This window comes from Rhodococcus sp. S3, from assembly GCF_058211795.1.
In genome coordinates, this window is record NZ_CM177074.1 from 1,208,529 (window position 1) to 1,229,449 (window position 20,921).

Here is a 20,921-nt window from a genome sequence, read left to right on the forward strand (position 1 = left end):
CGGCATCCGTGGGAGAGAGAAAATTCGATGCAGTCGGTGTATCCCGTCACGCGCGCGCAGCGGACCATCTATTTCGGTCATCAGCTCGACGCCACCGGGCACCTCTACAACACCGGCATGTACACCGAGACCATCGGTGACGACATCGACATCGACCGGATGATCACGGCGATCCACTCGGTGCTCGACGTCGCGGAGACCCTGCACGTCAACTTCGACGTCGACGCCGACGGCAACGTCGTCCAGATCCCGCGCGCGACCCACGAGTGGGACCTGCCGGTCATCGATTTCCGCGGCGAGGACGACCCGGCGGCGGCGTCCGACCGCTGGATGCGCGAGACGATGAGCGAACCGCAGGACCTCGCCCGCGACCTGCTGTTCCGATTCGCCATCCACCGCCTGTCCGACGACACCGTGCGGCTGTACCAGCAGTACCACCACATCGTGAACGACGGCTACGGCATCGGCCTGGCGACCACCGCGATGACCAAGGCGTACGTCGAGGGCAAGGGCCCCGACCGCGCCGCGGAGTGGACCCTCGAACGGTACGTGCGCGTCGACGAGGAGTACGTCGCGAGCGAACAGCGCGAACTCGACCGTCGCTACTGGCTCGACGAACTCGCCGACCTCCCGCAGGTGACGCGCCTGCTCGGCTCGGGTCGCCTGTCGAGCCCCGGCGAACTCGTCGCCTGGTCGCACATCGACGCCGACGGACGCGGCCGGCTCGAGCGGTACGCCAAGGCCCACGGCACCCGGCCCGCCACCGTGCTCATCGCACTCCTCGGTGCCTATCTGGCCCGGGCCACCCGCCGCCGCGACGTGGTGATCAGCCTGCCCACGACCGCGCGTGGCACCCGCGAACTGCGCACCGTGCCCGCGATGGTCGCCAGCGTCCTGCCCCTGCGTTTCGACGTGCCCGACGACGCGCGTCTGGCCGACGTCGCCGAGGTCATCGACGGCAAACTGCTCGGACTGCTCAAGCACGGCCGGTACCGCGGCGAGGATCTCGGCCGCGAACTCGCCGAGATCGACCCGGACTGGCGGCCCCCGACCGTCGGCGTGAACATCATGCCCGCAGCTGCCTCGCGGTACTCGGTCGGCCGGGAATCGCAGGCGCACATGCTGTCCTCCGGACCGGTCGGCGAACTCGAATTCATCCTCGTGCTCGAGAAGGCCGGGCACCCGATCGAGATCGGACTGCGCGGCCACGCCGACGATGCACCGCTCGCGCAGCGCTGCGCCGCCGACCTCGACGACTTCCTCACCGCGATCCTCGACGACCTCGACGCGCCGCTCGGCACCTTCGACGTCGCCCCGGCACCGTCGCTCGCCGAGAAGCCCGAGGCCGACCACGTGGGCGAGAGTTCCGAGGCCGATCACATCGGCGTTGCCGCCGGGCACGAGGACACCATCGCGGGGCCGCTCGCGCTCATGCCGGCCACCGCGCGACGCCGCGACGCCGGACTCGCCGTCGACGCCGACCTGCGCGAATACCGCATTCCGGCTCCGGAGGATCTCACCGAGGACACCCTGGCCGCCGCCGTCGCCGCCGTGGTCGCGCACCACCCGGCGCTGCGGACGACCCTCACCGCACCGGCCCCGGTGCTGTGGCTGCTGTCGGTGAACGACACCGCCGCCGTCGACGCCCGGACTCTCGTCGCGGACGCCGCGCTGCCCGCGGGAGCCGCGACCGCCGACCTGCCCCTGCGTCCCGAGGCCACCGTCGGCCGGATCCTGACCGCGGTGCGGCTCACCGGCGCGGACGAGACCGCCGGGGAACTGGTCTTCCTCGCCCCCGCCGGACTCGTCGACGAGACGTCCTGGTCGATCGTCACCGCCGACCTGCACCGCGCCCTGCGCGCCGCCCGGCGCGGCACGCAGATCGTGCTGCCGCCCGTGCCCACCTCGCCCGCGACCCACGCCCGCGTCTTCACCGAGCAGGCCGCCTCCCCGCAGCGACTCGCAGAACTGCCCGACTGGATGACCACCGTCGCACCCGGTGCCGAGTTCGCCGCAGCGGTGGCCACCGGCCGCACACGGACGCCCGTGACCGTCACGCTGACCGACGACGAATTCGCCACGGCGACAACCACGGTGGCCGGTCTCGTCTCGGGTGACTCGACCGATGTGTGGACCGCGGTGACAGCAGCCGCGGTCGCGAACACCCGTGAGAGCGGCGACGGTGAACTGCTCGTCGACATCGTCCGCGACGGCCGCATCGCACTGACCGCCGACGCCGACCTCACCCGCACCGTCGGCGCGCTCGACTGGACGACGCCGGTGCGGCTGGCGCTCGCCACCGATCCGCTCGACGCCCTGCGCGCCGCGAAGGAACGCCTGCGCGCCGCCCCCGACCGGGGCATCGGCTGGCCGATGCTGCGTTACGCCAACGTCCAGGCCGGACCGGCCCTCGCGCCGCTCGGGCAGCCGCAGGTGCTCGTGCGGAGCGGCGGAGACCGCATCGGCAACTACCTGCTCGACATCCACGTCGAACGGGGAACCGGCGGCGCCACGGTGCATCTCACCGCCGACGAGGCTCTCGACCCAGATCTCGTGGCCCGGCTCGCCGAGGCATGGCGCGCGGCATTCGCCGATCTCCTCGGCCGCGCCGACGCAGCCTCGGGAAGAACCTCCCTCACCCCGTCCGATCTCGGGCACGTCACGCTCACGCAGGCCGAGATCGATCGTGTCGCACGGATCGCGCCCGTGCGGATCGAGGACATCTGGCCGCTGTCGCCGCTGCAGCGCGGCCTGTACTTCCAGTCGGTCTTCGACTCGTCGAAGGACATCTACACCGCCCAGTTCTCGCTCGACTTCGGCCACCGCCTCGACGTCGCGCGCCTGCGCCGCGCCGCCGCACGGTTGCTCGCCGAGAATCCCACCGTGCGTGCCGGTTTCACCGACTACGGTCTGTCCGATCCGGTGCAGTTCATCGGCGCGGCGGATCTCGAGGTGCCGTTCACCGAGGTCGACCTCACCGACCTCGACCCCGCCGAGCAGCAGGCCCGCGCCGAGAAACTGATCGAGGAGGATCGGCTGCAGCCGTTCGACCTCGCGTCCCCGCCGCTGTGGCGCATGCTGCTGCTGCACCTCGACGGCATCGACCGTCTCGTCGTCAACCGCGAATTCATCCTGTGGGACGGCTGGTCCGGTGCGCTGTTCGTCGACGAACTGCTCGCCCGCTACGCCGGTGACGAGATCGCGGCGCCCGAAGCGGGTTTCACCGATTACCTGCAGTGGCTCGCCGCACGCGACCGCGCCGCCGCCGAGCAGGCCTGGCGCGACGAGTTCGCCGGTTTCGACAAGCCCACGCTGCTCGCCGGATCCACCCGCGACCGCGCCGCCATCGTGCCGCTGCGCATCGAGTCGTTCATCGACGAGACGCTCACCGCGGCACTGCGCGACCGGGCCCGCAGCACGGGTGTCACCCTCAACGCGTTGATGAACGCCGTCGTGGGCCTGCTGCTCGCCGCCGAGTCCGGCAGCACCGACGTCGTGTTCGGTTCCACCGTCGCCGGGCGGCCCACCGAGATCGTCGGACTCGACCGCGTGATCGGCATGTTCCTCAACACCGTCCCGGTGCGGGTGCGCCTGTCCGGTGCCGAGACCGTCGCGGACCTGCTGCGCCGCATGCAGGACGAGTACGCCGACCGCATGGAGTTCGAGTATCTCGGACTCGGCGACATCCTCCGCGCCGTCGGTCATTCCGAACTGTTCGACACCCTGTTCGTGTTGCAGAACTTCAAGGACGCCGACGAGATGGCCCGGCAGTCCGCGCGGCACGACATCGTCGCGGAGGACAGCCTCGACCACACGCACTATCCCCTCGCGATCGTCGTGTCGCCGGGACAGACGATGCACGTCAAGATCGACTACCGGCCCGACGTCGTCGACGGCGCGCGTGCCCGGGCCCTGCACGACCGCTTCATGGCGCTGCTCGAGTTCGTCGCCCGCGGAGTGGATCTGCCGGTCGCGTCCGTGCCGGCACTGACGGCCGCCGAGCACGCCGTCACCGATGCCCGGCTGCGCGCCGAGATCCCCGAGGTCGAGGACGTCACCGTCGCCGAGATGCTCATCGCGCGCGCCGCGACCGACGCCGACCGCATCGCCCTCGTCTCCGGTGAACAGAGCTGCACCTACGGCGAACTCGCCGGCCGCGTCGAAGCGCTCGCCCGCACCCTCATCGCCGGGGGAGCGGGGCCCGAGACCATCGTGTGCCTCGGCCTGCCCCGCAGCATCGACACCGTCGTCGCGCTCTTCGCGATCCTGCGCACCGGTGCCGCCTACCTGCCGCTCGAACTCGACCAGCCCGACGAGCGTCTGCGCACCGTCATCGACGACGCGCAGCCGGCGCTGTTCCTCACCACGACCGCGGTGCAGAACCGTCTCGGCCTGCCCGCCGACCGCAGCATCCGCCTGGACGAAGCGGTCGCGATGGAACTCGGCACCGCCGACACCGCGCCGCTGACCGACGCCGAACTCGGCGCGTTCGCCCCGGGCCGTCCGGGCCGGCTCGAGCACCCCGCCTACGTCATCTACACCTCCGGGTCCACCGGCAAGCCGAAGGGTGTGGTCACCCCCTATCGGGGCCTGACCAACATGCAGCGCAACCATCAGGACGAGATCTTCGATCCGGTGGTCTCGTCGGTGGACGGACGCCGGATGCGGGTCGCGCACACCGTGTCGTTCGCCTTCGACATGTCGTGGGAGGAACTGCTCTGGCTCGTCGAGGGTCACGAGGTGCACGTCTGCGACGAGGACCTGCGTCGCGACGCCACCGCGCTCGTCGAGTACTGCAACACCCACGCCATCGACGTCGTGAACGTCACCCCCACCTACGCGACGCAGCTGATCGCGGACGGCATGCTCGACGAGGGGCCGGGACAGCACCGCCCGCCGCTCGTCCTGCTCGGCGGTGAGGCCGTGTCGGATTCGGTGTGGACGCGCCTGCGCGAGACCGACGGCACCCTCGGGTACAACCTCTACGGCCCCACCGAGTACACGATCAACACCCTTGGCGGTGGCACCGAGGACAGCGCGACCCCCACGGTCGGCGTCCCGATCCGCGCGACCCGCGCCTACATCCTCGACCCGTGGCTGCGCCCCGTCGTCGACGGTGTCGTCGGCGAGTTGTACATCGCCGGTGTGGGTCTCGCGCGCGGCTATCTGAACCGTTTCGGGCTCACCGCCGACCGGTTCGTCGCCGATCCGTGGTCGGCCGGTGGTCGCATGTACCGCACGGGCGACCTCATGCGCCTGCGTGCCGACGGCAACCTCGACTATCTCGGCCGCGTCGACGACCAGGTCAAGATCCGCGGCTACCGCGTCGAACTGCACGAGATCGCGGCCGTGCTCGAGGAGCACCCCGAGGTCGGCACCGCGGCGGTGATCGCCGTCGACGACCCGCTCGTACCCGGCACGAAACGACTCGCCGCCTACGCGGTTCCGGTCGGTGCCGGTGATCCGTCCGATCTGACCTCGCGGCTCGTCGCCCACCTGCGCGCCCAGCTGCCCGACTACATGGTCCCGGCCGGGGTGCAGCTCATCGACTCCGTGCCGATGACCGTCAACGGCAAGCTCGACACCCGCGCCCTGCCCGAACCGCAGGCCGCCACGGGCCTCGGCGGACGCGCACCGCGCACCGGGACCGAGAAGGTCCTGTGCGAGGTCTTCGCCGACGTCCTCGGCATCGACGAGGTCGGCGCCGACGACGACTTCTTCGAACTCGGCGGGCACTCGATGATCGCCATGCGGATCGTCGGCCGCATCCGCTCCGAACTCGGCGTGGACGTCACCATCCGCGACCTGTTCGAGGCCCGCAGCGTCGAGGAACTCGCCCGCCGCATTCCCGGTGCCGCAGCGGCGCTCCCGCCGGTCACCGCGCTGCCGCGCCCCGACCGGGTGCCGCTGTCGGCCGCCCAGGAACGCCTGTGGCTGCTGCAGCAACTGCAGGACGACAGCCTCGCCTACCACTACGCGCACGTCGCGCGCCTCGACGGTGCGGTGGACGCCGATGCCCTTGCCGCGGCGGTCGCCGACGTCGTGGAACGTCACGAGAGCCTGCGCACCATCGTCGAGTCCGAGGACGGCACGCCCTACCAGCGGATCCTGTCCACAGCCGAGGCCGTGCGCTTCGAACTGCACGAGACGGAATCCGAGGATGCCGTCCGGGTGTTGCTCACCGAGCGGCTCACCGCGTCGTTCGATCTGCGCACGGACCCGCCGCTGCGGGTCGTGCTGGTGCGCGTCGCACCCGACCGGCACGTCCTCGCGGTGGTGCTGCACCACATCGCGACCGACGAATGGTCGGACGCGCCGCTGCTCGGCGACCTCACCCGCGCCTACCTCGCCCGATCGGCCGGTGCGGCACCCGAGTGGTCGCCGCTGCCCGTCCAGTACGCCGACTACACGCTGTGGCAGCGCGAACTGATCGAGGCCGGCCGGATCGACACCCAGATCGACTACTGGACCGACACTCTCGCGCAGCTGCCCGACGAGATCGTCCTGCCCACCGACCGGCCCCGCCCCGCGCGGCCGACCGGCGCGGCGGGCAACACCACCGCGACGGTCCCCGCCGACATCGCCGCCCGCCTGCGTGCGGTCGCGGATGCCCGTGGCGGCACGATGTTCATGGCGCTGCACGCGGCCGTCGCGGCACTGCTCTCGCGGCTCGGCGCGGGCGACGACATCGTCGTCGGCACCCCGGTCTCGGGCCGGTCCGACACCGCCCTCGACGAACTCGTCGGTTTCTTCGTCAACACCCTCGTGCTGCGCACCGACCTGTCCGGCGAACCCACCTTCGCCGATCTCCTCGACCGGGTGCGCGAAACCGATCTCGCGGCGATGGCGCAACAGGAGGTGCCCTTCCAGCAGCTCGTCGAGCGACTCGCACCGCCGCGCGTCGAGGGACGGAACCCGCTGTTCCAGGTGATGGTGAGCTACCTGCAGCGCCCCGCGCAGCTGCCCGACCTGCTCGGTGTGCCCACCCGCTGGGAGCCGCTGAGCAACGTCCGCGCCAAGTTCGACCTCAATCTCACCTTCGTCGACGCCCCGGACACCGGTGAGGTCGCCGTGTCGGTGGAGTACGCGACCGACCTGTTCGACGCCACCACGGCCGATACGTTGCTCGCCGCGCTGCTCACGCTGCTCGATCAGGTCGCGAGCACACCCGAGACCAGGATCGGCGACGTCGCGATCCTCGACGCCGACGAGGCCGCGGGGCAGCTCGCCGTCGGCACCGGCGCGCGCGTCGACTTCGCTCTCGTCCCGCTGAGTCAGGCACTCGCGCGCAGTGCCGCCGAGCACGCCCGACGACCGGCTCTCGTCGCGGCCGACCGCACCCTCACCCACGCTGCGCTCGACGCCGCCTCGAACCGCCTCGCCCGCGAACTCGTCGCGCTCGGTGCCGGACCGGGTGCGATCGTTGCGGTCGCGGTGCCCCGCTCCGTGGAGCAGGTCGTCGCGATCCACGCCGTCGTGAAGTCCGGTGCGGCCTACCAGCCGATCGACACGACGCTGCCCGAAACGCGCATCGAGTACCTGCTCGGCGACGCGCGTCCGCGAGTCGTGCTCACGCGCAGCGACATCGAACTGCCCGGTGAGCATCCGCGACTCGACCTCGACGACGCCGAGGTCCGTGCCCGCATCGACGCCCGCAGCCCGGAGCCCGTCACCGACACGGACCGGATCGCGCCGCTCACCCTCGACCACCCGCTCTACGTCATCTACACCTCGGGGTCGACGGGTCTGCCCAAGGGCGTCGCCGTGTCGCACCGCGCCGTGGCGAACCGGCTCGAATGGGTGCGCCGCGAACTGCCGCTCTCGCCCGACGACCGGGTGCTGCTGCGCACGCCCGCGACCTTCGACGTGTCGGTGTGGGAGTTGTTCGCGCCGTTCGTCGACGGTGCGAGTGTCGTCGTCGGCGGACCCGACGCGCATCGCGATCCCGTCGAATCGGCGACCTTGCTGCGCGGCGGGAACATCACCGTCGCCCACTTCGTGCCGTCGATGCTCGAGGAGACTCTCGCCGTGCCCGCCACCGCGGGCGCCGCGAACCTGCGCCGCATCGTGTGCAGCGGAGAAGCACTGTCGCCCCGCACCGTCGAACGCGCGGCGAAGGTGCTGCCGCAGGTGAAGGTCCACAACCTGTACGGCCCGACCGAAGCTGCCGTCGAGGTGACCCTCGACGCCGACCCGGGTGCCCGGATCGGTTCGCCCACCCGCGGTTCCGTCATCGGCCGGCCGGGCGCGAACGTGTGCCTGTACGTGCTCGACCGGTATCTGCGCCCCGTGCCGGCCGGCACCCCCGGTGAGCTGTACATCGGGGGAGTGCAGGTCGCGCAGGGCTATCTGCGGCGCCCGGCACTCACCGCGCAGCGGTTCGTCGCCGACCCCTACGGCGATACCGGTGAGAGGCTCTACCGCACCGGCGATCTCGCGCGATGGGACGCCCGCGGCGACCTCGAATTTCTCGGTCGCGGCGACGACCAGATCAAGCTGCGAGGTCTGCGCATCGAGCTCGGTGAACTCGAGGCGGCTCTCGATGCCGTCGACGGTGTCGCCCGTGCCGTAGCGGCGGTCAAACCCGGTCCCGCCGGCTCTGCCGGTCCGACCGGCACAGGCGATTCGGTGCTCGTCGGATATGTCGTTCCCGCAGCGGAAGTCGCGGTGGACCCGGTGGCGGTCCGTGAGGCGCTCGTCGGACGTGTGCCCGACTATCTGCTGCCCGCACGGATTCTCGTGATCGACGCGGTCCCGACGACCTTCAACGGCAAACTCGATCGCAGTGCCCTTCCGGCACCGGAGTTCGACACCGGATCCGGACGGCAGCCGCGTACCGAGCTCGAAGCGACGATCGCGACACTGTTCGCGGATGCGCTGGGACTCGACGAGGTCGGTATCGACGACGACTTCTTCGCGCTCGGTGGGCATTCGCTCGCTGCGATCCGGCTCGTGAACGCGATCCGCTCGGAGCTCGGCGCCGATCTGGCCCTGCGCACGGTCTTCGACGCCCCGACGGTGGAGTCGCTCGCGCAGCGGTGCGCGGCGGCGGGTCAGGCGTCGCCGCGACCCGCGCTGGTTGCGGCCGACCCGCGACCTGCGATGGTGCCGCTGTCGTACGCGCAGCAACGCCTCTGGATCCTCGACCAGCTCGGGGCCCGCGGCGGCGTGTACAACGTGCCGGTCACGTGGCGGGTGCACGGACGCGTCGACGTCCCGGCACTCGAAGCGGCCGTGCGCGACGTCGTCCTGCGTCACGAGGCGCTGCGCACTGTCTTCCCGACCGAGGACGGACAGGCCTACCAGCAGGTGCTCACGCCCGACGAGGTCCGCGTGATCGCCGACCACCGCCCGGTCGACCCGGCCGACGTCCGCGGCGCGCTCACCGAGGCGATCGATCACCGCTTCGATCTGTCGGCCGAGCTGCCGGTGCGGCTGTCGGTCCTCGACGCCGGGGACGACACCGTCGTGGCGCTGGTGATCCACCACATCGCCGTCGACGAGTGGTCGACCAAGGCGCTGCTCACCGATCTGGCGACCGCCTACGCGCTGCGGCAGATGGGGCAGGCACCGGAGTGGACGCAGCCCGCCGTGCAGTACGCCGATTTCACACTGTGGCAGCGCGACCTGCTCGGCGACCCGGCGGATGCGGAGTCGCTCGCCGCGCGTCAGCGCGCCTACTGGCGCGACGCCCTCGCCGGCCTGCCCGAGGAACTGCCGCTGCCGACCGACCGGACCCGTCCGGCCCGCACCTCCTATCGCGGTGGCGCCGTGCCGTTCGCGCTCGACCCGGAGGTCGTGCGCGCACTGCGGGAAGTCGCACGCGCACACGACGTCTCGATGTTCATGGTCGTGCAGGCCGCCGTCGCGGTGCTGCTCGCCGCCTACGGCGGTGGCGAGGACATCCCCCTCGGCACCCCGGTCTCCGGACGCGGCGACGCGCAACTCGAGGATCTCGTCGGCTTCTTCCTCAACACCCTCGTGCTGCGCACCGACCTGTCCGGCGACCCGACCGTCGCCGAACTGCTCGACCGGATCCGCCGCACCGACCTCGAGGCGTTCGACCACCAGGACCTGCCGTTCGAGCAGGTCGTCGACGCGGTGCTCGGCTCCGACCGATCCGTCTCGCGCGCCCTGCACCCGCTGTTCCAGGTGATGATCGTCTATCTCGTCGAACCCGATCCGCGCAGTGCGGGTGGGCTCACGGCGGGTGTCACCCCCGAACCGCACCCGATGGAGACCTCGAAGTTCGACCTGTCGTTCGACCTCGTCGAGTATGCGGGCACCGACACCGTCGTCGGCGTCGTCGAGTACAGCTCCGACCTGTACGACCGCGGCACCGTCGAACGTCTCGCCGCCGGACTCGACCGGGTGCTGCGCACGCTGGCCGGGGGAGAGGCGCACCGGCGCCTGTCCGCCATCGACGTCCTGCCGGCCGACGAACGCGCCCGGCTCGAACAGTGGCGGGCCACACCGGCACCGGTCACCGAGGCCGTCACCGTCGCGGACCTGTTCGACGACGCGGTCGCCCGCCACCCGCACGAGACCGCGCTCGTGGCAAGCGATCTCGAATGGACCTTCGCCGACCTCGCGTCCCGGGTCCGCCGATGGGCGCGCCTGCTCGTCGACCACGGTGTCGCTCCCGAGACCCGCGTGGCGCTCGTGCTGCCCCGCACGGCCGACTCGATCGCGGCGATGCTCGCGGTGCTCGTCTCCGGCGGCGCCTACGTCGCGCTCGAACCGCGCACTCCCACCGAGCGTGTCGCGACGATCCTCGGCACCGCGGAGCCGGTCGTCGTGCTCACCACCGCGGAGCTCGCGTCGTCGCTGCCCGCGGTGGACGCGCCGGTGCTCGCGCTCGACGACGAGACGCTCGCGGCGCGGGTCGCCGGCTACGACGGCGCCCCGCTGACCGACGCCGACCGGCTCGCACCGCTGCGCGCCGACCACCCGGCCTACGTCGTGTACACCTCCGGCTCCACCGGCACACCCAAGGCGGTCCTCGCCCTGCACCGCGGCCTGACCGCGCTGTTCCACAGCCACCGCGCCGACCTCTACGCGCCCACGCAGGCACGGACCGGACGCGACCGGCTCCGGGTCGGCCACGCGTGGTCGTTCGCCTTCGACGCGTCGTGGCAACCGCAGCTGTGGCTCTTCGACGGGCACGCGGTGCACGTCGTCGACGAGAAGGTCCAGCGCGACCCGGCCGAGATGGTCCGCGTCGCCCACGAATCCCGCTGGGACTTCGTCGAGGTCACCCCGTCGCACCTCGCGCAGCTGCTCGATCACGGACTCGCGGACGACGGCCGGTGCCCGGCCTCGCTCGGCTTCGGTGGCGAGGCCGTCTCCCAACCGATGTGGGACCGGCTGCGCGACCTGGACGGGGTGAGCGCCTACAACCTCTACGGGCCGAGCGAGAGCACCGTCGACGCGCTCGTCGCACGGGCTTCGGACGCGGACGCGCCCGTTGCCGGCCGACCGGTGGCCGGAACCCGGGCCTACATCCTCGACCGGTGGATGCGCCCCGCGCCGATCGGCGTGGAGGGCGAGCTCTACCTCGCCGGTCGTGGACTGGCCCGCGGTTATCTCGCCGACCCGGGTCGCACCGCCGACCGTTTCGTCGCGGACACGATCGATCCGGAGTTCCCCGGTGATCGCATGTACCGCACGGGTGACCGGGCCCTGTGGGCGTCCGACGGACACATCCGGTACCGCGGACGCGGCGACGACCAGGTCAAGATCCGCGGTTACCGGATCGAGCCGGCCGAGATCGAGACCGTGCTCTCGTCGCGACCGGACGTCGCGACCGCCGTGGTGCTCGCCCGCACCGATCTCGGTGCGACGGCACGTCTCGTCGCCCACGTCGTCCCGGCCGCCGGGCACACCCTCGACGCCGAGACGCTGCGACGCGCGGTCGCGCGGGTGCTGCCCGACTACATGGTGCCGTCGGCGACGGTCGTGCTCGACACCCTGCCCACGCTCGCCAACGGCAAGATCGACCGCGCCGCGCTGCCGCGACCGGAACTCGCCCCGCGAACGCACCGGGCACCGTCCACACCGGCCGAAGAACTGCTGTGCGCCCTCGCCTCCGAGGTCACCGGCGTCGAGCAGGTCGGCGTCGACGACGATCTGCTCGAACTCGGATGCGACAGCATCTCGGTGATGCGGATCCTCGGCGGACTGCGCGCGGCCGGATACGTGATCGACGCCGAGTCGATCTTCACCACCGGGTCGATCGGCGGACTCGCCGCGACCCTCCACGAGAACGAGATCCGCGGCGCCGGGAACGGGGACCCGGCCGGCGGACCCACGAAGTGTTCTACAGCAGAGGAGAATCGATGAGGATCCACAAGCGACTGCGCCGGATCGGCGTCGCCCTCGCCGCCACCGCCATGCTGGTCGGTGTCACGGCGTGCGGCTCGGACACCGACAGCGGTGGCTCGTCCGGCAGCGCGACGGCGGCGAACGGCGAGTTCCCGGTCACCGTCTCCGGCAAGTTCGGCGACACCACCGTCGAGTCCGCCCCGACCCGCGCCCTGCCGCTGTCGCCGCAGGACGCCGACATCCTGCTGTCGCTGGGCGTCACCCCGCTCGCGCTCCCCGTCGATGCCCAGAACCTCGCCGCGACCGGCGGCACCGGTGTGTGGCCGTGGGAGGCCGAAGCGCTCGGCGCCGACGTCCCGCCGCTGCTGAACATGGACGGCGGTGCCACGGTGATCGCCGAGCAGATCGCCGCGCTGCAGCCCGACATCATCGTCTCCACCGGCTTCTGGGGACTCGAGCAGAACACCTACGACCAGCTCGCCGAACAGTTCCCCGTCGTCCACTTCGACTACCGCGCCAACGGTGAGCCGTGGCAGGACTCCACCCGCAAGATCGCCTCGGCCCTCGGCATCCCAGAGAAGGCCGAGGAGGTCATCGAGCAGGCCGAGGTCGATCTCGACGCCGCCAAGGAGCAGTACCCCGCGCTCGACGGCGCGACCTACAACGCGATCATCGGTGACACCGGTGGTCAGCTGTCGGTGCTCGCCGCCGACGACCGCGGCATCGGGCAGTTCCTGAACTCCCTCGGCCTCGAGCTCAGCGAGTACGCGAACACACTGCAGGTCGATGCCGACGGACGCGGTGTGCTGTCCTACGAGGAGATCTCGCAGCTCGACGCCGACCTGCTCGTCGTCGTCTCGCCCACCGGCGATCTCGGATACCTGACCAAGTTCGAGGCGTGGAACCGTCTGCCGGCCGTCGAGCGCGGCGCGGTCGTCTCGCTCGCCCGCAACACCGGCATGCCGAACGCCGTGGGCTTCCCGTCGGCGTTGTCGCTGAAGTGGGCCACCGACGAGATCGCCCCGATGCTCGCCGACGCCGCCGCGAAGTCCGAGTGACGGCCCGGCAATGAGCAACGGCGCCCTCTTCGATCTGCGGCCGCTGCGCGAGAGCGCGGCCTTCCGCCGGATCTTCATCGCTCGCACCATCTCGATCTTCGGTATCGGGATGCTCATGGTCGGCGTACCGATCCAGGTCTACGACCTGACCGGATCGTCACCGATGGTGGGTCTGGTCTCCGCGCTCGAAGGGGGCGCTGCGATCGGCGGCATGCTGCTCGGCGGCATGCTCGCCGACCGCTACAACCGCAAGTTCCTGATCCTGTTCGCCCGCACCGTCTCAGGCCTCACCTTCGTCGGACTGGCCGTCAACGCCGGCCTGTCGTCGCCCTCGGTGCCGGCGATCATCGCCCTGACGGTCGTCAACGGCCTGATCGGGTCGATCAGCATCGCCGCTCTGCTCGCAGTCGTACCCACCCTCGTCCCCAATGACCAGCTCGTCGCCGTCGGCGCGCTCAACGTCCTCAGTGCCCGCGCCGGAGCCGTCCTGTCCCCGGCGCTCGGCGGTCTCGTCATCGCTACGTTCTCGGTGGCGTGGAACTACTGGGTGGCCGCGATCGGCACCGCCGTGACCGTCACCCTGCTCTCGGGCCTGCCCGCGCTGAACCCACCGACGGCGGACGCCGGGCACGACGCCGACGCACCCGCGGAGACGGTGACCGGCTTCCTGCGCCGTGAACGCGTCGTCGGCGGGGTGATGATCGCCGGTGTCGTCGCGATGCTCGGCGGCGGTGTGCTCGTGCTCGTACCGGCCTTCGCCGACGCGCGTTTCGAGGGCAACGCGGTCGCCATCGGCGTCATGTACGCGGCGATCGCGCTCGGTGCCGCCGCGGCCACGGTCACCAGTGGATGGCTCGGTCGTTCGGTGCGGCCCGGCCGCGTGCTGCTCACCGCCCTGGTCCTCGGTTTCGTCGTCCAGGCACTGGTCGGCGTCACGTCCGTCCTGGCGCTCACCGCGGTGCTGCTCGTGATCGTCGGTGTGTTCGGGGCCGTGCAGGAGGTGCTGCGCTACTCGCTGATCCAGACGCACACGCCGCACACGCTGCTCGGCCGGGTGAACGGCCTGTGGTCCGCCCAGGAGGTCGCGGGCATGTCGGTCGGTGCGCTCGTCGCGGGCCTGTTCGGCGGCATCTTCGACGCCCCGGACGCGGTCGTCTGGTACAGCGCCGCGATGGCGGTCCTCGCGCTGCTCGTGACCCTGGTGCTGCGGCGCCTGCGCGGCGCGGCGGTGGAACCGAGCGCGTATCCGGTCACGGTCGAGTGACCGTACGCCGCGCGATCCACGGGTTCGCGCGCTCCTGACGCAGCGGAGTCGACTGTGTTTGCTGGGGTTCAGGGGTACTTACGAGGTGTCGTTAACGCAATCTTCACCGACACGCTTCCCCCTGCCGAGCGAATCGTCCGTATCGGGGTTAGCGTCGGGGGTGTAGGCGGCGCAGGTGCCGTCTACACGGGAGGTCCCTGATCGTGTGGCTGACACAGTCCGAGCGAGGGGGCCGGCACCGGGCCTCCGTGGTCGTGACGACACCGGGGACCCACCGGCCCACCGAATACGTCCGGGCGGTGCCGTCCGGGCCGAGGAGCCCCACGTGAACGCAACACGCTCCGTCCCCACCCGCTCCGGCCACGCCTCCGGTACCGCCGCTGCGAAAGAATCCGCTGTACGCACCTACGTGCTGGACACTTCAGTGTTGCTCTCCGACCCTTGGGCGGTCACCAGGTTCGCCGAGCACGAAGTCGTCCTTCCGCTGGTCGTGATCGGCGAACTCGAAGGGAAACGGCACCACCACGAACTCGGCTGGTTCGCCCGCGAATCGCTGCGTCTGCTCGACGACCTGCGGCAGCGGCACGGACGCCTCGACCAGCCCATCCCCATCGGGGACGAGGGCGGCACCCTCCACGTGGAGCTCAATCACACCGACCCCATGGTCCTGCCCGCGGGATTCCGCACCGACACCAACGACTCCCGCATCCTCGCGTGCGCCCTGAACCTGGCCACCGAGGGGCGCGACGTGGTGCTCGTCAGCAAGGACATCCCGTTGCGCGTCAAGGCCGGTGCCGTCGGTCTCGACGCCGACGAGTACCACGCCCAGGACGTGGTGATCTCGGGATGGACGGGCATGACCGAACTCGAGGTCGACCGGGCCCTCATCGACGAGATGTTCACCGAGGGCATCGTCGACATCGACGACGCGCGGGATCTGCCGTGCCACACGGGAATCAGGCTTCTCGGTGGTTCGTCCAGCGCACTCGGCCGGGTCACCGCCGACAAGCGGGTGCAGCTCGTCCGCGGCGACCGGGAGGCGTTCGGACTGCACGGGCGCTCCGCCGAGCAGCGCGTCGCGCTCGACCTGCTGCTCGACGAATCTGTCGGCATCGTCTCCCTCGGCGGCAAGGCCGGAACCGGAAAGTCCGCGCTGGCACTGACGGCCGGACTCGAGGCCGTCCTGGAAAGACGCACCCACCGCAAGGTGGTCGTCTTCCGGCCGCTCTACGCGGTGGGCGGGCAGGAACTCGGGTACCTGCCGGGTACCGAGGCCGAGAAGATGAATCCGTGGGGCCAGGCGGTCTTCGACACCCTGGAAGGACTCGCCAGCCCGGCGGTACTGGAGGAGGTGCTCAGCCGCGGAATGCTGGAAGTGCTGCCGCTCACGCACATTCGCGGCCGGTCGCTGCACGATTCGTTCGTCATCGTCGACGAGGCACAGTCGCTCGAACGCAACGTGCTGCTCACCGTCCTGTCGCGGCTCGGTGCGGGATCGCGCGTCGTGCTCACCCACGACGTCGCCCAGCGCGACAACCTGCGTGTCGGCCGGCACGACGGTGTCGCGGCGGTCATCGAGAAGCTCAAGGGACATCCACTGTTCGCGCACGTCACGCTCACCCGCAGTGAGCGGTCGCCGATCGCGGCGCTGGTGACGGAGATGCTCGAGGAGTTCGCTCCGGGCGCCTGACGCCCGAGCACGGCCGACACGGCGCGTCCGGCATCCGCCGGGCGCGCCGTCGTCGTCAGGCCTCGTCGGAGGCGTCGGTGTCCTCGGGGAGAGGGCCGAGTTCGGCCTCGAGCACTTCCTGGACCACGCGCATCGCAGCGAGTCCGGCGGGGGCACCGCAGTACGCCGAGCAGTGGATGACGGATTCGACGATCTCCGTGCGGCCGAGCCCGTTGCGCAGGGCTCCGCGGACGTGTCCGCGCAGTTCGTTCTCGGCGCGCAGAGCGATGAGCATGCCGAGGTTGAGCAGGCTGCGACTGCGCCGGTCCAGGCCGGGACGCGACCACACGGCCCCCCAGGCGTGCTCGGTCACGAACTCCTGCATCGCCTCGGAGTCGGTGCCGCGGGACCGCTCGAACGCCCGCTCGACGAAGTCGTCACCCATCACTTCGCGCCGGATCTCCAGACCCGCCGTGAATCCCGGAGTGTGCTCGGCGTCGGACATGTTCATCGCTCCCTGCTGATCCGTCGCCGAACGGTTCGGCGCCGAACGGATTCTATGGGGGCGCCCATCCATGGCTCTTCGGGGAGCGGTGGGGGTGAGGATCGTCAGGAGCGTCGCAGGACGGCGCGCAGTACGCCCACGACGGTTCCGCGGAGGAAGGTGAGGACGTCGAAGTGGTCGTCCCACACGGCGATCCGTCCGTCACGCAGTTCGAAGGTGCCGCACACCCAGAACTCGATGCTCACCGGTCCGAAACGCAGGATGTCGGTGCGTTCGGTGAGCACGATGTCGCCGTCGGCTGCAATGTGGTGGACGACGACACCGAAGCCCACCGAAGGCCGTGCGAGGCCGGCGAGGATCTTCCGGACCCGGGAACCGCCGCGGATGGTGGGGAGCCAGGTGTTGTGCCACGCGATGTCGTCGGTGATCAGCGAGGCGGCGCGGTCGATGTCCTCCGCGGCCGTTGCCTCCAGGAAATCGGTCACCGTGGCGACGGCGTCCTGCGCGGTGGCGGTCTGTGTGCTCATCGTTCTCCTCGGCGTCGGCTGCGTCGCATGGTAACGGCAGGATGCCGGGGGTGGGGTGGATTCGTGCAAGCACGGAATCACCGGAAACCGGGTTGTGTCGCGGAGGAGTCGGGCACCCTGAAATCAGGTACCCGTCCTCTCGAGTGACAGGAGCGAAACCGATGAATCGAATTCCCCGACGCAGAGCAGCGTTGGTGGCGGCCGCAGCGGCGGTCGGACTGGTGGTCGCGGGCTGCAGCGACGACCAATCCGCGGAGGAGACGGTGGGCAGCGCGACCAGCGCGGTCCAGTCCGCCGCGGAGAGCGTGGCGTCCGAGGCGGAGAGCGCCGTCGAATCGATCACGCAGGGCGACGATTCGCCCGAGGCCGACGAGCCCGCGGCGGATCAGTCCAGTGCGGTGCCGGGACCGGACGGCGAGCAGGTCGAACTCAGCGGACCGATCCTGCAGAAGTACGACGAGGTCGGCGGTGCGTCCAGCCCGCTCGGCGCCGCGACCGGCCAGCAGGAGGAGGTCGGCGACGGTTACGTCGCGGAGTTCGAGGGCGGCATCATCGCGTGGAGCCCCGACACCGATTCCCACATCGTGTGGGGTGAGATCCGCACGGCCTGGGAGGCCGCGGGTGGCGCCGGCGGCGACTTGGGCTTCCCGATCACCGACGAGGAACAGACGCCCGACGGTGCGCGGAGCAACTTCCAGTTCGGTTACATCACGTGGGCGCCCGGCGCCGGGACCGAGGTGGTCCAGGAGTGAGGTGACTCCCCGGCTCGCTGAGCCCTCGCTATCCGCTCACGTTTTCGCCATCCGCTACAGGAACTTGCTGTAGCGGATGGCGAAATTCGTAGCGGATGCAGGCGGGGGTAGGTCCGGACCCTGCGGGTCAGGACTCCTCGTCCACCCGCGTCATCGCCAGGACGTCGAGGCGGCGGTCCAGTTCCTCCTCGCTCAGGCGGTCGCCGACGAGGCCGCGGTCCACGACGGTCTGACGGATCGTCTTCTTCTCCTTCAGGGCCTCCTTGGCGACAGCGGCGGCCTCCTCGTATCCGATCGCGGAGTTGAGGGGAGTGACGATCGACGGCGACGACTCCGCCAGCGTGCGCAGATGTTCGACGTTCGCGACCAGTCCGCTGATACAGCGATCGGCGAACAACCGGGAGACGTTGGCGAGCAGACGAATCGACTCGAGGACGTTGCGGGCCATCACCGGGATGTAGACGTTGAGTTCGAACGCCCCGGCTGCGCCGCTCCACGCCACGGTGGCGTCGTTGCCCACCACCTGTGCGGCGACCTGCGTAACCGCTTCGGGAAGAACAGGATTGACCTTGCCCGGCATGATCGAGCTACCGGGCTGCAGATCGGGGAGCTGGATCTCGGCCAGACCCGTGAGCGGGCCGGATCCCATCCAGCGGATGTCGTTGGCGATCTTCGTCAGCGACACGGCGACGGTGCGGAGCGCCCCGGACACCTCGACCAGCGCGTCGCGCGCGGCCTGCGCCTCGAAACTGTTGCGGGCCCGCTGCAGCTCCTCGAGCCCCGTGGTCTCGACGAGCACGGCCACCACGCGCGGACCGAAATCCGCCGGCGCATTGAGGCCCGTGCCCACCGCGGTACCGCCGATCGGCAGTTCGCCGAGGCGGGGGAGGGTCGCCCGAAGGCGTTCGATCCCGGCCTCGATCTGGCGGGCGTAACCACCGAATTCCTGGCCCAAGGTCACCGGGACCGCATCCATCAGGTGCGTACGACCCGACTTGACGACCGTGCGCCACTCCTTCGCCTTCTCGTCGAGGGCGCCGTGTAGGTGCTCGAGGGCAGGGATCAGATCCTTGACCGTCGCCTCGGTCGCTGCGACATGCGTCGCGGTGGGGAAGGTGTCGTTCGACGACTGCGACATGTTGACGTCGTCATTGGGGTGGACCGTGACGCCGGCCTTCGCGGCGAGCGAGGCGATGACCTCGTTGGTGTTCATGTTCGAGCTCGTGCCCGAACCGGTCTGGAAGACGTCGATCGGGAACTGGTCGTCGTACTCACCCGCGGCGATGGCATCGGCGGCCGCGACGATCGCGTCGGCCTTGTCGGGGTCGAGCAGACCCAGGTCCTTGTTCACCCGGGCACACGCGCTCTTGAGCAGACCCAGCGCGCGGATCTGTGCGCGTTCGAGTCCACGGCCCGAGATCGGGAAGTTCTCCACGGCGCGCTGCGTCTGGGCGCGCCACAAGGCGTCGACCGGAACCTGGACCTCGCCCATCGTGTCGCGTTCGATACGGAACTGCTGAGAAGACTGTTCGGTGTCGGTCATGTCCTCCACGTTATGCCGCCGGAACGAACGAGGAGGGGCACTGCACCAGAACTCGGTGCAGTGCCCCTCCTCGGAACGATCGCTGTAGATCAGGGCAGTGACGATCAGGGCAGTGACGATCAGGGCATGGGCGGCGGCGAGCCGGCGACACCGTGGAAGTCGATGGACGAGAACTCGCTGAGCTTCTGCAGGCGGTGGTACGCCTCGATCATGCGGACCGTGCCCGACTTGCTGCGCATCACGATCGACTGCGTCTCCGCGCCACCGGCGGAGTAGCGGACACCGCGGAGCAGCTCACCATCGGTGACGCCGGTCGCGCAGAAGAAGATGTTCTCGCCGGTGACGAGATCGGTGGTGGTGAGGACACGGTCGAGATCGTGTCCGGCGTCGATCGCCTTCTGGCGCTCGGCGTCGTCCTTCGGTGCCAGGCGACCCTGCAGCGCACCACCCATGCAGCGCATCGCTGCCGCGGCGATGATGCCCTCGGGGGTACCGCCGATGCCGAGCAACATGTCGACACCCGAACCCGGACGTGCAGCGGCGATCGCGCCGGCGACGTCGCCGTCGGAGATCAGACGGATACGGGCACCCGCCTCGCGCACCTCCTTGATGATCTGCGCGTGGCGTGGACGGTCGAGGATCGTCACGGTCAGGTCGGCGTGCGCGATGTTCTTCGCCTTCGCGACGCGACGGATGTTCTCCGCGATCGGGGCGGTGATGTCGATGACGTCGGCGGCCTCGGGGCCGACGGCGATCTTCTCCATGTAGAACACGGCGGACGGGTCGAACATCGCGCCCCGCTCGGCCACGGCGAGCACCGCGATCGCGCCGGGAGCGCCCTTCGACATGAGGGTCGTGCCGTCGATCGGGTCGACCGCGACGTCGCACAGCGGACCGTCGCCGTTGCCGACCTCCTCGCCGTTGTACAGCATGGGCGCTTCGTCCTTCTCGCCCTCACCGATCACGACGACACCCTGCATCGACACGGAGCTGACCATGTGCCGCATCGCGTCGACCGCGGCACCGTCGCCACCTTCCTTGTCGCCGCGTCCGACCCACCGACCGGCCGCCATCGCCGCGGCTTCGGTGACGCGGACCAGTTCGAGCGCGAGGTTGCGGTCCGGAGCTTCGCGGCGTGGGGTGCTGGCCGTCATGGGCTACTGCCTCCTGGAGACTTTTCGGTCGACGCGGGTTGCGCCGGCAGAGGGAGCGGGCGCCGAGGGCGCCCGCACGATCCGTGTGTGTCGCGTGGCTATTGTCTCATCACGGCCGATGGTGT

9 protein-coding genes are annotated in these 20,921 nt (G+C 70.4%); 5 read left to right on the forward strand and 4 right to left on the reverse strand.

Annotated elements, in window-relative coordinates:
• Positions 1–27 precede the first annotated feature (27 nt).
• The 4 genes from AC0LPE_RS05725 to phoH2 all read left to right on the forward strand — a co-directional run bounded on the left by AC0LPE_RS05725 (position 28) and on the right by phoH2 (position 16,336).
• Positions 28–12,342 (forward strand): amino acid adenylation domain-containing protein, encoded by a 12,315-nt coding sequence (locus AC0LPE_RS05725; RefSeq protein ID WP_490605770.1) that lies wholly within the window; start codon positions 28–30, stop codon positions 12,340–12,342.
• Complete coding sequence (locus AC0LPE_RS05730) at positions 12,339–13,382, forward strand: ABC transporter substrate-binding protein (RefSeq protein ID WP_088896598.1); 1,044 nt, start codon at positions 12,339–12,341, stop codon at positions 13,380–13,382. The genes AC0LPE_RS05725 and AC0LPE_RS05730 overlap by 4 nt, the downstream gene beginning before the upstream one ends.
• Before the next feature lie 10 nt (positions 13,383–13,392).
• Positions 13,393–14,646 carry an enterobactin transporter EntS gene (gene entS / locus AC0LPE_RS05735; protein ID WP_490605771.1) on the forward strand — a complete coding sequence of 418 codons (1,254 nt, stop codon included), beginning with the start codon at positions 13,393–13,395 and terminating at the stop codon, positions 14,644–14,646.
• A 325-nt stretch (positions 14,647–14,971) separates the two neighbouring features.
• Complete coding sequence (phoH2, locus tag AC0LPE_RS05740) at positions 14,972–16,336, forward strand: RNA 5'-3' helicase PhoH2 (protein ID WP_174247077.1); 1,365 nt, start codon at positions 14,972–14,974, stop codon at positions 16,334–16,336.
• Between the two features lie 55 nt (positions 16,337–16,391).
• Here the strand turns inward: phoH2 and AC0LPE_RS05745 are convergent, their stop codons facing one another.
• On the reverse strand, positions 16,392–16,820 hold the full coding sequence (locus AC0LPE_RS05745) for a carboxymuconolactone decarboxylase family protein (protein ID WP_016693948.1): 429 nt from the start codon (positions 16,818–16,820) through the stop codon (positions 16,392–16,394).
• A 104-nt stretch (positions 16,821–16,924) separates the two neighbouring features.
• Positions 16,925–17,347: a limonene-1,2-epoxide hydrolase family protein gene (locus tag AC0LPE_RS05750; protein ID WP_024103278.1), complete on the reverse strand. Its 423-nt coding sequence runs from the start codon at positions 17,345–17,347 to the stop codon at positions 16,925–16,927.
• A 161-nt stretch (positions 17,348–17,508) separates the two neighbouring features.
• Between AC0LPE_RS05750 and AC0LPE_RS05755 the strand changes: the two genes are divergently transcribed.
• Positions 17,509–18,099, forward strand: coding sequence for an LGFP repeat-containing protein (locus AC0LPE_RS05755; protein ID WP_026061516.1), 591 nt, complete (start codon positions 17,509–17,511; stop codon positions 18,097–18,099).
• A gap of 127 nt (positions 18,100–18,226) precedes the next feature.
• Here AC0LPE_RS05755 and AC0LPE_RS05760 read toward each other — a convergent pair whose 3' ends face one another.
• Both AC0LPE_RS05760 and glpX read right to left on the reverse strand, forming a co-directional pair.
• On the reverse strand, positions 18,227–19,642 hold the full coding sequence (locus AC0LPE_RS05760; RefSeq protein ID WP_490605772.1) for a class II fumarate hydratase: 1,416 nt from the start codon (positions 19,640–19,642) through the stop codon (positions 18,227–18,229).
• A gap of 119 nt (positions 19,643–19,761) precedes the next feature.
• Complete coding sequence (gene glpX / locus AC0LPE_RS05765; RefSeq protein ID WP_016693944.1) at positions 19,762–20,796, reverse strand: class II fructose-bisphosphatase; 1,035 nt, start codon at positions 20,794–20,796, stop codon at positions 19,762–19,764.
• Positions 20,797–20,921 lie beyond the last annotated feature (125 nt).

Excerpts from the sequence above, each read along its gene's own strand:
- AC0LPE_RS05725 (WP_490605770.1), top strand. The coding sequence starts at position 28 with ATGCAGTCGGTGTATCCCGTCACGCGCGCGCAGCGGACCATCTATTTC.
- AC0LPE_RS05730 (WP_088896598.1), top strand. The coding sequence starts at position 12,339 with ATGAGGATCCACAAGCGACTGCGCCGGATCGGCGTCGCCCTCGCCGCC.
- entS (WP_490605771.1), top strand. The coding sequence starts at position 13,393 with ATGAGCAACGGCGCCCTCTTCGATCTGCGGCCGCTGCGCGAGAGCGCG.
- AC0LPE_RS05745 (WP_016693948.1), bottom strand. The coding sequence starts at position 16,820 with ATGTCCGACGCCGAGCACACTCCGGGATTCACGGCGGGTCTGGAGATC.
- AC0LPE_RS05750 (WP_024103278.1), bottom strand. The coding sequence starts at position 17,347 with ATGAGCACACAGACCGCCACCGCGCAGGACGCCGTCGCCACGGTGACC.
- AC0LPE_RS05755 (WP_026061516.1), top strand. The coding sequence starts at position 17,509 with ATGAATCGAATTCCCCGACGCAGAGCAGCGTTGGTGGCGGCCGCAGCG.
- AC0LPE_RS05760 (WP_490605772.1), bottom strand. The coding sequence starts at position 19,642 with ATGACCGACACCGAACAGTCTTCTCAGCAGTTCCGTATCGAACGCGAC.
- glpX (WP_016693944.1), bottom strand. The coding sequence starts at position 20,796 with ATGACGGCCAGCACCCCACGCCGCGAAGCTCCGGACCGCAACCTCGCG.